General features: G+C 66.4%; 14 protein-coding genes and 1 pseudogene. 8 read left to right on the top strand and 7 right to left on the bottom strand.

What is annotated here, in order from left to right; translation table 11 throughout:
- Positions 1 to 5: 5 nt before the first annotated feature.
- The 3 genes from gnd to dnaA all read right to left on the bottom strand — a co-directional run bounded on the left by gnd (position 6) and on the right by dnaA (position 3,989).
- Positions 6 to 887 (bottom strand): phosphogluconate dehydrogenase (NAD(+)-dependent, decarboxylating), encoded by an 882-nt coding sequence (gene gnd, locus ACQCX5_RS05615; RefSeq protein WP_434541028.1) that lies wholly within the window; start codon positions 885 to 887, stop codon positions 6 to 8.
- Positions 888 to 958: 71 nt separating this feature from the next.
- On the bottom strand, positions 959 to 2,119 hold the full coding sequence (gene dnaN, locus ACQCX5_RS05610) for a DNA polymerase III subunit beta (RefSeq protein ID WP_434541027.1): 1,161 nt from the start codon (positions 2,117 to 2,119) through the stop codon (positions 959 to 961).
- Between the two features lie 496 nt (positions 2,120 to 2,615).
- Complete coding sequence (dnaA, locus tag ACQCX5_RS05605) at positions 2,616 to 3,989, bottom strand: chromosomal replication initiator protein DnaA (protein WP_434541298.1); 1,374 nt, start codon at positions 3,987 to 3,989, stop codon at positions 2,616 to 2,618.
- Positions 3,990 to 4,550: 561 nt separating this feature from the next.
- Here dnaA and rpmH point away from each other — a divergent pair.
- The 8 genes and pseudogenes from rpmH to ACQCX5_RS05565 all read left to right on the top strand — a co-directional run bounded on the left by rpmH (position 4,551) and on the right by ACQCX5_RS05565 (position 10,122).
- A complete protein-coding gene (rpmH, locus tag ACQCX5_RS05600) occupies positions 4,551 to 4,688 on the top strand; it encodes a 50S ribosomal protein L34 (RefSeq protein ID WP_434541026.1) in 138 nt (45 codons plus the stop codon).
- A gap of 12 nt (positions 4,689 to 4,700) precedes the next feature.
- The gene (gene rnpA, locus ACQCX5_RS05595; protein WP_434541025.1) at positions 4,701 to 5,132 is read left to right on the top strand and encodes a ribonuclease P protein component; all 432 of its coding nucleotides are present in this window, start codon (positions 4,701 to 4,703) and stop codon (positions 5,130 to 5,132) included.
- Positions 5,132 to 5,470, top strand: a pseudogene (gene yidD / locus ACQCX5_RS05590) (membrane protein insertion efficiency factor YidD); the annotation flags it as partial. The gene rnpA and the pseudogene yidD, both read left to right, overlap by 1 nt.
- Positions 5,471 to 5,556: 86 nt before the next feature.
- A complete protein-coding gene (gene yidC, locus ACQCX5_RS05585) occupies positions 5,557 to 6,627 on the top strand; it encodes a membrane protein insertase YidC (protein WP_434541024.1) in 1,071 nt (356 codons plus the stop codon).
- A 235-nt stretch (positions 6,628 to 6,862) separates the two neighbouring features.
- The gene (locus ACQCX5_RS05580) at positions 6,863 to 7,405 is read left to right on the top strand and encodes a protein jag (RefSeq protein WP_434541297.1); all 543 of its coding nucleotides are present in this window, start codon (positions 6,863 to 6,865) and stop codon (positions 7,403 to 7,405) included.
- A complete protein-coding gene (gene rsmG, locus ACQCX5_RS05575; RefSeq protein ID WP_434541023.1) occupies positions 7,402 to 8,046 on the top strand; it encodes a 16S rRNA (guanine(527)-N(7))-methyltransferase RsmG in 645 nt (214 codons plus the stop codon). Before ACQCX5_RS05580 ends, rsmG begins: the two co-directional genes overlap by 4 nt.
- Positions 8,047 to 8,188: 142 nt before the next feature.
- Positions 8,189 to 9,139 carry a ParA family protein gene (locus ACQCX5_RS05570; RefSeq protein WP_434541022.1) on the top strand — a complete coding sequence of 317 codons (951 nt, stop codon included), beginning with the start codon at positions 8,189 to 8,191 and terminating at the stop codon, positions 9,137 to 9,139.
- Positions 9,140 to 9,396: 257 nt separating this feature from the next.
- Positions 9,397 to 10,122 carry a ParB/RepB/Spo0J family partition protein gene (locus tag ACQCX5_RS05565; RefSeq protein WP_434541021.1) on the top strand — a complete coding sequence of 242 codons (726 nt, stop codon included), beginning with the start codon at positions 9,397 to 9,399 and terminating at the stop codon, positions 10,120 to 10,122.
- Positions 10,123 to 10,416: 294 nt separating this feature from the next.
- On the opposite strand, the gene ACQCX5_RS05560 is transcribed toward ACQCX5_RS05565, so the two are convergent.
- The 4 genes from ACQCX5_RS05560 to ACQCX5_RS05545 form a co-directional block, all read right to left on the bottom strand.
- Entirely contained in the window at positions 10,417 to 10,887 is a 471-nt protein-coding gene (locus tag ACQCX5_RS05560) for a DUF3817 domain-containing protein (protein WP_434541020.1), read from the bottom strand.
- 34 nt (positions 10,888 to 10,921) lie between these two features.
- Positions 10,922 to 11,641: an SURF1 family protein gene (locus ACQCX5_RS05555; protein WP_434541019.1), complete on the bottom strand. Its 720-nt coding sequence runs from the start codon at positions 11,639 to 11,641 to the stop codon at positions 10,922 to 10,924.
- Positions 11,638 to 12,627 carry a D-alanine--D-alanine ligase family protein gene (locus ACQCX5_RS05550; protein WP_434541018.1) on the bottom strand — a complete coding sequence of 330 codons (990 nt, stop codon included), beginning with the start codon at positions 12,625 to 12,627 and terminating at the stop codon, positions 11,638 to 11,640. The genes ACQCX5_RS05555 and ACQCX5_RS05550 overlap by 4 nt, the downstream gene beginning before the upstream one ends.
- 65 nt (positions 12,628 to 12,692) lie before the next feature.
- On the bottom strand, positions 12,693 to 14,105 hold the full coding sequence (locus tag ACQCX5_RS05545; RefSeq protein ID WP_434541296.1) for a PLP-dependent aminotransferase family protein: 1,413 nt from the start codon (positions 14,103 to 14,105) through the stop codon (positions 12,693 to 12,695).
- Positions 14,106 to 14,131: the final 26 nt, after the last annotated feature.

The following is a 14,131-nucleotide window of genomic DNA, read 5'->3' as shown; positions in this document are numbered from 1 at the left end:
CCAGATCAGTCATCCTCGGGCAGCACCGCATGGCCGCCGAACTCGTTGCGCATGGCCGCGATCATCTTCATCGCGGGCGAGTCCTCCTGGCGCGACACGAACCGGGCGAACAGCGCCGCCGAGATCGCCGGCACCGGCACGGCCAGGTCGATGGCCGACTGCACAGTCCAGCGGCCCTCGCCCGAGTCGTCGGCCCAGCCCTTGATGTTCGACAGGTCGTCGTCCTTCTCGAGGGCATTGACCAGCAGGTCGAGCAGCCACGAGCGGATGACGGTGCCTTCCTTCCACGACTTGAAGATGTCGGGCACGTGCTCGACCTCTTCGGCGGCCTCGAGCAGCTCCCAGCCCTCGGCATAGGCCTGCATCACCGCGTACTCGATGCCGTTGTGCACCATCTTGGCGTAGTGGCCGGCACCTGAGGGGCCGGCGTGGACGAAGCCGTAGGCACTGTCGGGCTTGAGGGTCTCGAAGATCGGCATCAGCGCCTCGACGGCATCCTTCTCGCCGCCGGCCATCAGGGCATAACCGAGTTCCTTGCCCCAGACGCCGCCCGAGACGCCGCAGTCGACGAACTTGATGCCGACCTCGGCCAGTTCGGCCGCGTGGCGCTTGTCGTTCGTCCACTTCGAATTGCCGCCATCGATGATGATGTCACCGGCGCTGAGCAGGCCCTTGAGCTCGCCCACGACCGAGTCGACGGCCTGTTCGGGAACCATGACCCAGACCACCTTGGGGCCCTGGGTCAGCTGCGAGACCATGTCGGCCGCCGAGGTGGAGTCGGAAATCTCCTGGTTGCGGTCGAAGCCGACCACAGTGTGACCGCCTGCGCGCAGGCGGTCACGCATGTTGCCGCCCATCTTGCCCAGACCGATGAGACCGAGTTCCATGTGGAGTCCTTTCGAAAGACGAAGGCTGCGGGCAGTCCGGGACTGTCCGCAGCCAAGCGTAGACCCCGCGATCAGTTAGGCAGGCGCATCAGCATGATGACGTGGCGGTAGTCGTCGTGCTGGTCGCCGTCGATCGAGTCGAGACCGGTCACCAGGCAGGGCTTGCCCGGTGCCGTGAACGAGAAGTGGACGAACGGCGCATCGACGGCCGACAGCGCATCAGAGAGGTAGTGCGGGTTGAACCCGGCCGCGGTGATCGCGGGCTCGCCGCCGGCGTGGTTCTCGACGACTGCCTCGATCGCCTCGGACGCCTGGGCCTGGTCACCGGTGGCCGCCTCGAGGGCGATCTGGCCATCACCGATGACCATGCGCAGCGGGGTGTTGCGCTCAGCCACCAGGGCGACACGCTTGACCGACGCGATGATGTCGGCGGTGTTGGCGCGCACGCTCACGTTGGGGCTGATGTTCATCAGGTGGCGCACCTTGGGGAACTCGCCGTCGAGCAGGCGGGTGGTGATCTGGCGCACGCCGCCGTTGCCGTCCCCCTCGAAGCCGATCAGGCCGTCACCGACCGATCCGGACGACAGGCTCATGGTCACGGCCTCACCGCTGGTCATCGACTTGGCGGTCTCGTTGAGCACCTTGGCCGGCACAAGGGCAGCACCGCTGGTCTGTGCCGAGGCGGGGTTCCAGGTGAGTTCCTTGAGCGCCATGCGGTAACGGTCGGTGGCCAGCAGCGACAGCTTGTCGCCCTCGATCTCGAGGCGCACGCCGGTGAACACCGGCAGCAGCTCGTCACGGCCGGCAGCGACGACGACCTGGGTGACGGCCTTGGCAAAGTCATTCGAGGTGACCGCACCGGTGGCGGCGGGCATCTCGGGCAGGTTCGGGTATTCGTTGACCGGCAACGTCTGCAGCGTGAAGCGTGCAGACCCGCAGACCAGTTCGGCCTTCGACTCATCGCTGGTGAACTCGACGGGCTTGTTCGGCAGCGAGCGGGCGATGTCGGCCAGCAGCTTGCCCGAGACCAGCGCCTCGCCCTCGTCGATGACGGTCGCCGGCACGTCGATCTGCGCCGAGGTCTCGTAATCGAAGCTCGACATTGTGACGCCGGAGTCACTGGCCTTGATCAGCAGACCCGCCAGGATCGGCACCGACGGCCGCGTGGGCAGGCTGCGCGCAGCCCATGCGACGGCTTCGGCCATGACATCGCGGTCGAGGCGGATCTTCACTCGGGTTCCCCCTGGTCTGGACAAGCTGCTCTGGGACAGTGTGGTTTCTCGGCGCGTCGCACCCAACAGGTCGCAACCGTCGGTGCTTCGGCATGGGCATCATATCCAAGCCGGCCCGGCTGTCCGCCCCTGACGGCTGCTGGTTGCACCTTGGGTTAAGACTTCTTGTCATTCGTTGCGCCGACAGGGCTGACGAACACTGTCCCCAAGATGTGCGCCGACTGACTTGAACGGCTTGTAGTTACATGTCTTTTCATCATGGTGGTCACTGCTGTGGATACTGTGGACCAGAGGCATAGCTCCTAGTCAGCACGCATGATCGGACGTCCACAGGTGATGTGGGTGGGGTGTGGATGCGGGCCGGTCGTTGTGGACGAGTCAGGGGTGCCCGGGCTTCGTCCACAGTTGTCCACAGCCTCTCCACTGCTGCTCCCACGGCGTCTGCACAGGATGTGTGCACGATGACCGCACAGGGTCTCTGGCCGCATGGCGTGGTTCAGCGACCGGCTTCCTGCTTGATGCGGTTGGTCAATTCGGTCACCTGGTTGAACACGCTGCGCCGTTCACTCATCAGGTTCTTGATCTTGCGCTCGGCGTGCATGACGGTGGTGTGGTCCTTGCCACCGAACTGCTGGCCGATCTTGGGCAGTGACAGCTCGGTGAGCTCGCGGCACAGGTACATGGCGATCTGGCGGGCGGTCACCAGCACATGGGTACGCGAGGTGCCGGTGAGCTCGTCGACGGTGATGCCGAAGTACTCCGCGGTCGTCCTGATGATCAGGGAGGACTCCACCGGTGCGTCGCCGCCCTCGGGCATCAGGTCGCGCAACACCTGCTCGGCGGCGTCCACGTCGACTGCCTTGCGGTTCAGTGAGGCGAACGCCGTCACCCGGATCAGGGCACCCTCGAGCTCGCGGATGTTGGTCTGGATGCGGCTGGCGATGAACTCGAGCACCTCTGGTGAGACGCTGAGCCCGTCGGCGGCCGCCTTCTTCTTCAGGATCGCGATCCGGGTCTCGAGGTCGGGCGGGGTGATGTCGGTGATCAGGCCCCACTCGAACCGGCTGCGCAGCCGCGGCTCGAGCGCCTCCAGGGCCTTGGGCGGCCGGTCAGACGTCATCACGATCTGCTTCTGCGCGTTGTGCAGTGTGTTGAACGTGTGGAAGAACTCTTCCTGGGTCTGGATCTTCGACTCGAGGAACTGGATGTCGTCGATCAACAGCACGTCGACGTCGCGGTAGGTGCGCCGGAACGCCGAGGTGCGGTTCTCGGAGATCGCGTTGATGAACTCGTTGGTGAGCTCTTCGGTGCTGACGTACTTCACCCGCAGCCGGCTGTAGAAGTTGCGCACGTAGTGGCCCAGGGCGTGCAACAGGTGCGTCTTGCCCAGCCCGGAGTCGCCGTAGATCATGAGCGGGTTGTACGACTTGCCCGGCGCCTCGGCCACGGCGACGGCGGCGGCATGCGCGAAGCGGTTGGACGGGCCGATGACGAAGGTCTCGAACGTGTACTTGGGGTTCAGGCGGCTGGCGTCGGCCTCGTTGACCTGCAGCTGGCTGGCCAGGTCGATCACGGGGGCTGACGCTGCTGCCTCGTCCTCGCCGTCGTCGTCGAGGCGTTCGGGTGCCTCGAGGTTCAGTTCGAGGTCGGGCTCGATGGTGATGGCCAGGCGCATCGACTTGTGGAAGGCGTCGGACAGGTATTCCTCGAGCTGGTGGCGCAGCTTGGTCTCGATGTGCTCGCGGGTGAACTCGTTGGGCACGGCAACCATCACTGTCGACTCATGCACGGTGAGGGGCTTGGTGCTCGAGAGCCAGGCGCGGCTGGGGTTGCTGACCTGCTTCAGGATCTGCTGCCACGCCTCGTCCAGTGAGACACCGGCGGGGGCGGGGGGAGCATCAGCGGCCGGGTTCTGGTCCCACGATGCCTGCTGTCCCATGTGTTCCTCCCGGCGCGGGTGCCCCCTGCGCATCAAAGATCGTTGTGGCGGGCCACTTGGCGGTGGCGTGCGGTGGTCGTGGCCACAGCATCCGGCCGTCGGTGCGACGTGGTGGTGACCGGGTGGTGACCATGGGTGTTGACCGTGGTGCCGCGGCGGCGGAGGTGACAGTTTTGCACAGTTCTGTCCACAGGGGAACAGGGTGTGGAAAACCCATGCCTGCGTGTCATCCGCGTTCTGGGAACGCTAGTCACGTCCAGGCCCCGAGGCAACTCCGAGTAAGGAAAAGCACAGAATTTCCGGCGTGTCGGCTGGACTACATGGCTGTGATTCGTTTGAGTGCCCCAGGGCCTCGCCCTGCCGGTTTGCCCGGGCGAGGCAGAATTGCGTATCGTTGACCAGTCACCGGTTGCCGGTGTCCACTTCCCGCACGCCCTGTGGCACCCCCTGGTGTCCCGTGGCCACGAACGACAACTAGACGGAGAGATCCCCGTGACCAAGCGCACCTTCCAGCCCAGCAACCGGCGTCGCAGCCGTACCCACGGCTTCCGCGCCCGCATGCGCACCCGTGCCGGCCGCGCCATCCTCGCCGCCCGCCGCCGCAAGGGCCGCGAAGAGCTGTCGGCCTGAGCCAGAGACATCATGCTTCCCGCCTCGTCGCGGCTGAAGTCGGCAGCCGAGTTTCGGCTTACGATTCGCCGCGGCGTGCGGGCGGCTCGTCCCACCCTCGTCGTGCACGCCAGGCTGTTGCCACCAGCAGAACTGGCAGCACCAGGCTCGGACTCGACCAAGAATCCTCAGGATCCCACCCCCGCTGCCACCGCACCGAGGGTGGGCTTCGTCGTGTCCAAAGCGGTGGGCAATGCCGTGGTGCGCAACCGTGTGAAGCGACGCCTGCGCCACCTCGTCCGTCCACAGCTCGAGGGTTTTCCACAAGGTGTCCACCTGGTCGTCCGGGCGTTGCCGGCGGCAGCGACCGAACCAGAACGAATGGCGGACGACCTGGCCGGGGCGATCCGGGCCGCAGTGAGGCGACTCGGCGAGCACTCCCCCACTGCTGCGGTGGTGTCGTGATGTCAGCCTCGACTGCGCACGAGCACGGGTTTGATGGGCACGGGTTTGAAATCCAGCCTGATGACCCCCGCATCGTCCGAGCGCGGTTCAGGTTCCGACCGCTCACGTGGCTGCTCATTGGCTTCGTGCGGCTGTGGCGGGCGCTCATCTCGCCCCTGTACGGCAACGTCTGCAAGTATTACCCCAGCTGTTCGGCCTACGGCTTGCATGCCCTCCAGGTCCACGGTGCGTTCCGCGGTTCTGCCTACACCATCTGGCGGATCCTGCGCTGCAACCCGTGGTCCAACGGTGGCTACGACCCGGTGCCGGGCACCCAGGAGGCGCTCGCCTGGGAAGAAGAACGACGCCACCGCCAGACCTGCCCGGCTGACCATGACGCTGGGACCGAACACCAACACCGAGGTGTGCAGTGAACACTGTCGTAATGGCTTCCCTCTGGGACAGCTTCATGGGCCTGTTGTCATCGGCGATCCAGCCGCTGTACTGGGCCGTGTCGGGGCTGCTGGCCCTCTTCCACTGGCTGTGGACCCCGGTCTTCGGCTACGACTCCGGCGTCACGTGGGTGCTCTCGATCATCTGCCTGGTGATCCTGATCCGCACCCTGCTGATCCCGCTGTTCGTCCGGCAGATCAACACGTCGCGGCGCATGCAGCTCGTGCAACCGAAGATTCGCGCGTTGCAGGAGAAGTACGCGGGTGACCGCGAGAAGCTAGGCATCGAGACGCAGAAGTTGATGGCCGAAGAAGGCGTCAACCCCATGGCGTCGTGCATGCCCCTGCTGCTGCAGATGCCGATCTTCCTGGCCCTGTTCCGGGTGCTCGACGGTGCGGCCCGCGGCATCCCCCGTGGCAAGTTCTTCCGCGATGACCCCGACCTGATGCACTCGCTGCAGAACGCAGATTTCCTGGGCGCGAGCCTGGCGGGCAAGGTGTGGCCGATCACCGACGGGTTCGGCGCTACCCAGATCATGGCGCTGGTGCTGATCATTGGCATGACCGCCGTGCTGTTCATCACGCAGTTGCAGCTGATGCGCAAGAACATGCCGCCGGAAGCCCTCACCGGTCCCATGGCCCAGCAGCAGAAGATGATGCTGTACCTCTTCCCGGTGATGTATGCGGTCGGTGGCGCCTGGATCCCGATCGGTGTGTTGCTCTACTGGTTCACCACCAACGTGTGGACGCTGGTGCAGCAGTACCTGCTCATCCACAACAACCCGACCCCCGGCACCCCTGCGCATGTCGACTGGCAGGAGCGCATGCGCGCCAAGGGCAAGGACCCCGATGCGATCGAGGCAGCCCGTCGGGCCAAGATGAACAAGTCCGCCAAGGCCACTGCCCCGGCGACCGTCACGACCGCCGACGGCACCACCAAGGCCGCAGTGGCCCGTCAGGGTGCCACCCGAAGTGTGGTGCGCACCGATGCCAGTGGTGCGAAGCAGGTGGTGACGCGGCAGCAGCCGTCGCGCCAGACCCGCTCGGCGCGCAAGAAGAAGTGACCACTCCCGCACCCCGCGTCATCCCCCAACGAACCCGTAGACACGAACCCGTAGACCTGGCCGCTACGACAGCGGCAGCTTGCAAGGAGCACCCGTGACCGACACCCATGCTGTGAACGAGACCGACCCCGACGACCTGGCGGCCAGCGCCGTCGATGAAAAGGCCCACCCCAACGCCGAGAGCGAGTCGGCGCCCGAGGTCGCCGAGGCGGCTGCTGGGGTCACCGGGGGCGACGTGGACGACGAGGACTCTGACGTTGATGGCTCTGACGTTGATGACTCCGACGATGATGCCGGGACGACGCCCGCGTCGAAGCGCCCCAGTCAGTCCGAGCGCCTGGAAGCCGAGGGTGACATCGCGGCGGACTACCTCGAGGAGCTGCTCGACATTGCGGACCTCGACGGCGACATCGACACCTATGTCGAGGGCGGGCGCGCCCACATCTCGATCGTGACCGAGGGCGACCAGCTCGTCGGCAAGAACGGCGAGGTGCTCGAGGCGCTGCAGGAGCTGGCCCGGCTGGTCGTCATGACCGAGACTGACCACCGTTCGCGGCTGATGCTCGACATCGCCGGACATCGTGAGAAGCGTCGCGCCGAGCTGACCGACCTGGCCCAGGACGCCATCGCCGAGGTGAAGCAGACCGGCGAGGCCGTGCGCCTGGCGCCCATGAACCCGTTCGAGCGCAAGATCGTGCATGATGTGGTCGCTGAGGCGGGCATGGTGTCGGAGTCCGAGGGTGCCGAGCCCCGTCGCCGGGTGGTCATCCAGCCGTGAGTACCGGCGAGGTGGTCGCTGACGATTCCGCTGCGAGGCAGGTGGCGGAGCGTGTCTACGGCGAGCGCTTCGAGACGATTAGTCAATATGTCGATATATTGACGAGTCGAGGTATCGAGTGGGGCCTGCTGGGACCGCGTGAGCCTGAGCGCATCTGGACCAGGCACATCCTGAACAGTGCAGCAATGGAGTCGCTGCTGCCCCGTGGTGCCTCGGTCATGGACCTCGGCTCAGGGGCCGGCCTGCCCGGCCTGCCCCTGGCCATTCTGAGGCCGGACCTGCGGGTGGTACTGGTCGAGTCGCTACAGCGCCGGGCCACGTTCCTGCAGTTGGCAGTGGACGAGTTGGGGCTGTCGGACCGGGTAGACGTGGTCCGGGGTCGGGCTGAAGAGACCAGGCTGGCCGTGGACGTCGTGGCGTGCCGGGCGGTGGCGCCGTTGGACAAGCTCGTCCGCTGGTCCGCCGGGCACTTCCTGCCGGATGGGCAGCTCATGGCCCTCAAGGGTGACCGAGCCGAGCAGGACCTGGCCGATGCGGCGGTCGAGCTGAAGCGCCGCAAACTCCGGGGTGAGGTGCTGACCGTTCGCGCGGATCAATTGGCTGACCCCACGCAGGTGGTCGTGGTCCGTCGAGCGGTCTGAGGCCCGGGGTCGGTTCGAGGGTTGCTCCCCCCGTTTCGGTGATTTCAGGTGTTGATGTACGCCACGGCGGTCTGCCGTGGCGTTTTGTGTCGGTGGGTGCCGATAGGCTGACGGGCGTACTCCCCTGAGGCTTAGGAGCCCAATGAACGACTCGGTCGACGTGGATGTTTCACGTGAAACATTCGAGGATCCGGTGAAGCGCCCGAAGAGGGCCCACTACCCCACTGACGAGACTCCGCCCGAATTTGTGGAGCCCGAGGTCGACGTTTCACGTGAAACGGCACTCCCCCGGGTGCTGCCCCAACCGGTCAGTCCGCGGATCATTGTGGTCGCCAACCAGAAAGGTGGCGTGGGCAAGACCACCAGCACCGTCAACCTGGCCGCCGCGCTGGCCCTCGGTGGGCTCAAGGTCCTCGTCATCGACGTGGACCCCCAGGGCAACGCGTCCACCGCCCTCGGCGTGGACCACGAGCAAGGCACGGAGGGCACCTACGAGATTCTGCTGGAGGGTGCCTCGATCGCCGATGTGGCGGCGCCCTCCCCCGAGCCAGGACACCTCTGGGTGGTGCCGGCGACCATCGATCTCGCCGCCGCCGAACTGGAACTCGTCTCGGCCATGGGGCGTGAACGTCGTCTCGACAAGGCGGTGCAGCGCTACATCGCCCGTAACGAGGTCGACTACATCTTCTTCGACTGTCCCCCGTCACTTGGCCTGCTCACGTTGAACGCCCTGGTCGCCGCGACCGAGATCCTGGTCCCCATCCAGTGTGAGTACTACGCACTCGAGGGTGTGAGCCAGCTGCTGCGGACGATCAACATGGTCACCGGCGAGCTGAACAACTCGCTGAGGCTGGGCACTGTGCTGCTGACCATGTACGACAAGCGGAACACGCTGTCGAAGGATGTCGCCGCCGAAGTGCGCAAGCACTTCCCGGAGCAAACACTGCCTGTGGAGATTCCGCGCTCGGTGCGTGTCTCGGAGGCACCCGGGTACCGCTCGACGGTCCTCAGTTACGACTCAAAGTCCGCTGGTGCCGTCGCCTATCGCGAAGCTGCCGCGGAGATCGCACGACGCAACGCAGGGAGCAAGTGATGGCAGCAAAGCATGGTGGTCTCGGACGGGGCCTGGGTGAACTCTTCAGGCCGACCGACGTGGACGAATCTCCGTCAAGCACGAACAACAGCAACCGCACGGTGAGCGACAGCCACGTGGAACACGACATGAGGGAGCCGCACAATGGCACCAGGCTCACGCCTGTGACCGCCGTGAGCGCACCTTTGGAAGACGGCTCCACCTACAGCGAAATCCCCGTCACGAGCATCACGCCGAATCCACACCAGCCACGCAGCGTGTTCGACGAGGAGCTGCTGCGTGAACTGGCCGATTCCATCAAGGAGATCGGCCTGCTGCAGCCCATCGTGGTGCGTCCGCAGGGGGACAGCTATGAGCTGATCATGGGGGAGCGTCGCCTGCGGGCATCGCAGCTGGCGGGCTTGAGCGTGATTCCGGCGATCGTCAGGGGTACTGACGACACCAACATGCTGCGTGATGCCCTGCTCGAGAACCTGCACCGGGCACAGCTGAACCCACTGGAAGAAGCCGCTGCCTACCAGCAGCTGCTCGAGGACTTCGGCTGCACGCAGGAGGAGCTGTCATCCAGGATCAAGCGTTCAAGGCCACAGATCAGCAACACGCTGCGGCTGATGAAGCTGCCTGCCCCCGTGCAACGGCGAGTGGCCGCCGGGGTGCTGTCAGCCGGTCATGCCAGGGCATTGTTGGCACTGGACGACCCGCTGGAGCAGGAGCGCCTGGCCCAGCGGATCGTGGCCGAGGGCCTGTCGGTGCGCAGCACGGAAGAGATCATCGCGCTGAGGGGCAGGGAGAGCTCAGCGCCACGCCGTCGCAGCCCGCGTCCGCAGTCGGAACGCGCGCTGCAGGTGCAGCAGGATCTCACGGACCACTTCGACACCAAGGTCAAGGTCTCGATGGGTCGCTCGAAGGGCAGGATCGTCCTGGAGTTCGGGGACCGGGAGGACCTGGACCGGCTGTTGCGGATCATCGATCCGTCGCTATGACGGCATAGCGATTTATCGACAACGGGATATAGAGCTTCTACGGTGTTGGCCTGAACTTGCTCCGGGATCTGGCTACGCCGAGGCCTCTTCAGTCGTCCTGACACCCCTGGTTGCACGACGCACCCCTGCAGGTGCACGACGCACCCTTTACGGCCATGCGACCCCTGCCCAAAGGGGGAGCGCCGTGTGCCTACAGGGGGCGCGGTGTCCCTGCGGGGGAGCGCGGTGCATCCTCAGGGAGCGTCACGCCCTGGCCGGCTGGTACCGCCAGCCGACCTTGCGCAGCAGGGAGGCTTAGATGCCGCGCTGCTCCACATCAGCGATGGTCGCGCGCACATTCTTCGTGGCCGAATGCTCGGCCACGAATGACAGGAAGGGCATGGTGCCGGCCAGGGCGATGCCCAGCAGTCGCTTCCAAGACCACTTCACCCGGCGACCAAGATCAATTGCCGTGATGATCAAGATCATGTAGAGCCAGCCGTGCGGCACACCGGTCCACGTCACCACGCGGCCGTCACCCCAGATGTACTTCAGCGGCATGCCGACCAGGGTCAGCACCACCAGCAGCACGCCCACCACATACGCCATGATCCGGTAGCGCTTCAGGGCACCCTTGATGGCGGGCACATCCTCGAGCAGCACCTGGTCTTCGCCAACCTCGCCGATGCCGCCGAACTCATCGAACTCATCGAACTGCTGGACGTCGTCGACCTGGTCAAGCGACGAGTCGGCGTTGCTGGTGCTGGGCTGGGACGATTCACTCACGCGGGCCATTCTACGTCGCGGGAATGAGCGCCACTCACTCGAGCCCGCGCGCCTTCCGAGCCGCCTCCTTGGCGGCGTTCTTGCCGAACTGCCTGGCCCGCACCGCGCACATCACCAGGGCGAAGGCAGCGAAGATCCACCACTGCAGCGCATAGCCCGCGTTGCGCTGGCTGCCCGAGCCATCCGGCAGCACCACCGTCGCGGGGGTCAGCTGCTGGTCCCTGGCATCGGCCTCGTTCAGGGTGACGAAGCCGTTCAGCAGGGGAGTGGGCCACTGCTGCGCCAGCGATTCGAGCTTCACCTGCACCATCACCGGCGTCGGCAGCCCGACAGTGGGTGTGCTCGTCAGGTCCTTCTCGGACGGCATCAGCAGACCCGTCTGGGTCTGCACACCCGAAGGCACCGGCGTCGCCGTCTCACCCTCAGCCACCTCACCACGCACCACCGGCACCACCTGCCCCGTCGTGGTCCTGAACGCCGTCACCACCCGCAGCGGTGGCTTCTCGCCGATGTAGTACTGGTATTCGGGCAGGTACTCACCGGTGACCGTGACCTGGCGCCCATAGAGCGCGCCGATCTGGTCGCCAGCGCCTGCCGGCAGTGCCACTGCCGCGATCTTCGCCCGCTCCTGGGTCGCCTCCTGACCCTGGGTCCGGAACGTGCTGGCCTGCCACAGCCCCAGGAACACCATCAACCCTGCCACCACCAGGCCGAGCAGCATCACCGCGGCCTGCTTGACCCGCACTGCGCTCACGCCGGCTCCTGCGCTGCAGCCACGACGAGCGCACTCACAGCAGCCCCCAGGTCAAGCCCTGCTGCCTCCATGGCCAGGGGCACCAGCGAGGTCTCGGTCATGCCCGGCGACACGTTGCCCTCGATGAACACCGGTTCACCCCCAGGGGTGACGATGATGTCGATGCGTGCGATGCCCGACAGGTGCAGCGCCCGGTGCGCGGTGAGCGCCAGCTGCGCGCACGCCTCAGCGACCTCGTCGCTGAGTTCGGCAGGTGTCACGAAGCGCGTCGCCCCGGCCGTGTACCTGGCCGTGTAGTCATAGACCCCTGAGTCGGGACGAATCTCGACCGCCGGCAACACCTGACGATCATCGCCGCTGCCCAGCACGGCGACGGCGACCTCGGTGCCGGTGATGAACTCCTCGACCACTGCCTCGTCCCCGTAGGCATAGGCCGAGACCATGGCGCCTGGCAGCTCGTCAGGACCGTTCACCTTCGTGCACCCGAGCGCAGAACCCGACCGCGTCGGCTTCACCATCAGCGGGTAGCCCATCGAGTCACCGATGGCCTGCACCAGCGAGGCCGCACCCAGCTCACGGAACACCTCGGCGGGCAGCACGACCTGGCGGGGCACCCGCACCCCGGCACCGGCTACCACCGGCGTGGCGATCGACTTGTCGAACGTGAGCCGCGACGCAGCCCCGCCGGCCCCGACGAACCGCGTGCCGAGCAGCCCGAACACCTCACGCAGGGCACCGTTCTCGCCGACGCCGCCGTGCAGCATCGACAGCACCACCGCGTCGGGGTTGGCCGCGAGCAGGGCGATCAGGCCCTGGTTCATGTCCGATTCGAGCACCTCATGCCCCACGTCCTGCAGGGCCTGGGCCACCCGTCGTCCCGACCGCACCGAGACGTCACGTTCGTGCGACAACCCACCAGACAGGACGATGACCTGGGGCAGTCGCTGATCGGGGGCCGATCGACGGGCCGCGGTGTTCTCGGTCATGGTGCTCCTTCGGTTGCTTCGACTCTATGCGACGGGCTGGCTGGGGGGTCCAGCCGGGGGTCGGCTCAGAACACGTCCGATGCCGGGGCACCACGATCGAGACTGCGGCGCTCGCCGCCCTGGCGCAGGCCGAACGTGTCGCGCAATTCGAGTTCCTGGCTCATGACGACGGCCAGGCGACGCACACCCTCGCGGATGTTCTCGGGCGTGGGGTAGCAGTACGACAACCGGATGTGGCTGCTGCCCAGGCCGTCGGCATAGAACGCGGTGCCCGGCACGAACGCGACCCGACCCGAGATGCCGCGGGGCAGCATCGACTGCGAGTCCAGACCGTCCGGCAGCGTGAGCCACACGAAGAAGCCGCCCGCCGGGTGCGTCCACGAGGCCCCTTCCGGCATGTACTCCTCGAGCGCGTCGAGCATCGCGTCGCGGCGCAGCCGGTACATGTCGCGGAACGCGACGATCTGCTGCTTCCAGTCGTGCTGGTCGAGATAGGCGGCCACCGCGTACTGGCTGAAGACCGGCGGCGACAACACCGCGGATTCCTGGGCCAGCAGCAGCTTTTCGCGCACCGCATGCGGCGCCAGCACCCAGCCGATGCGGAACCCCGGCGCGAACGTCTTCGAGAACGACCCCAGGTAGATCACCCGGTCGGCGTCCATCGACCTCAGCGCCGGCATCGGCTCGCCGTCGATGGTCAACAGGCCATAGGGGTTGTCCTCGACGATCAGCAGGTCGAGCTCGGTGCACACCTGCAGCACCTCACGCCGCCGCTGCAGGCTCTGGGTGATGCCGGACGGGTTGTTGAAGTTCGGGATCGTGTACAGGAACTTCGCCCGCTTGCCGGCCGCCCGCACGGCTGACACGGCGGCACGCAGCGCATCGGGCAGCAGGCCGTGCTCGTCCATGCCGACGTGCACGACCTCGGTCTGGTAGCTGTTGAACGTGCCGAGCGCGCCCACATAGCTGGGCGCCTCGGCGATGATGACATCGCCAGGGTCGCAGAAGATCTTCGTGACGAGGTCGAGCCCCTGCTGTGAGCCGACCGTCACCACGATGTCGTCGGGGTGCGCCGTGATGCCCTCGAGAGCCATCACCTCGGTGATCTTTTCGCGCATGAACGGCTCACCCTGGCCCGAGCCGTACTGCATCGCCATGGGGCCGTGGTGCATCACGACCTTGTTCATCGCGTCGGCAATCACGTCGAGGGGCAGGTCGACGATGTTGGGCATGCCGCCGGCCAGCGACACGATCTCAGGACGCGCGGCCACCGAGAACAGCGAACGCACGGCCGACGCCGTCAGCGAGCCGGCCCGCTCGGCGTAGTGGTCGACGTAGCGGTCGAGGCGCGTGTCAAACCGCTGCCCCGTGGCCCGGGCGACCGCGGCGGCTGCGGCGGCGGCGGTGCCACCCTGCGCATCTGCGGTCGTCGGGACGGGGTTCATCGGTTCGTGGGTCACACGCCCATATTGCCGCATCCCAACGAACACGCCGCGCCGCCCCG

The sequence above is a fragment of the Aestuariimicrobium sp. G57 genome, assembly GCF_050110855.1.
GTDB lineage: Bacteria > Actinomycetota > Actinomycetes > Propionibacteriales > Propionibacteriaceae > Aestuariimicrobium.
This window is presented reverse-complemented; position numbering and strand designations above follow the sequence as displayed.

Bases quoted from the DNA above. Each gene is read 5' to 3' on its own strand.
- gnd (WP_434541028.1), bottom strand. From the start codon at position 887: ATGGAACTCGGTCTCATCGGTCTGGGCAAGATGGGCGGCAACATGCGT.
- rnpA (WP_434541025.1), top strand. From the start codon at position 4,701: ATGCTTCCCGCCTCGTCGCGGCTGAAGTCGGCAGCCGAGTTTCGGCTT.
- yidC (WP_434541024.1), top strand. From the start codon at position 5,557: ATGGCTTCCCTCTGGGACAGCTTCATGGGCCTGTTGTCATCGGCGATC.
- ACQCX5_RS05570 (WP_434541022.1), top strand. From the start codon at position 8,189: ATGAACGACTCGGTCGACGTGGATGTTTCACGTGAAACATTCGAGGAT.
- ACQCX5_RS05550 (WP_434541018.1), bottom strand. From the start codon at position 12,627: ATGACCGAGAACACCGCGGCCCGTCGATCGGCCCCCGATCAGCGACTG.
- ACQCX5_RS05545 (WP_434541296.1), bottom strand. From the start codon at position 14,105: ATGCGGCAATATGGGCGTGTGACCCACGAACCGATGAACCCCGTCCCG.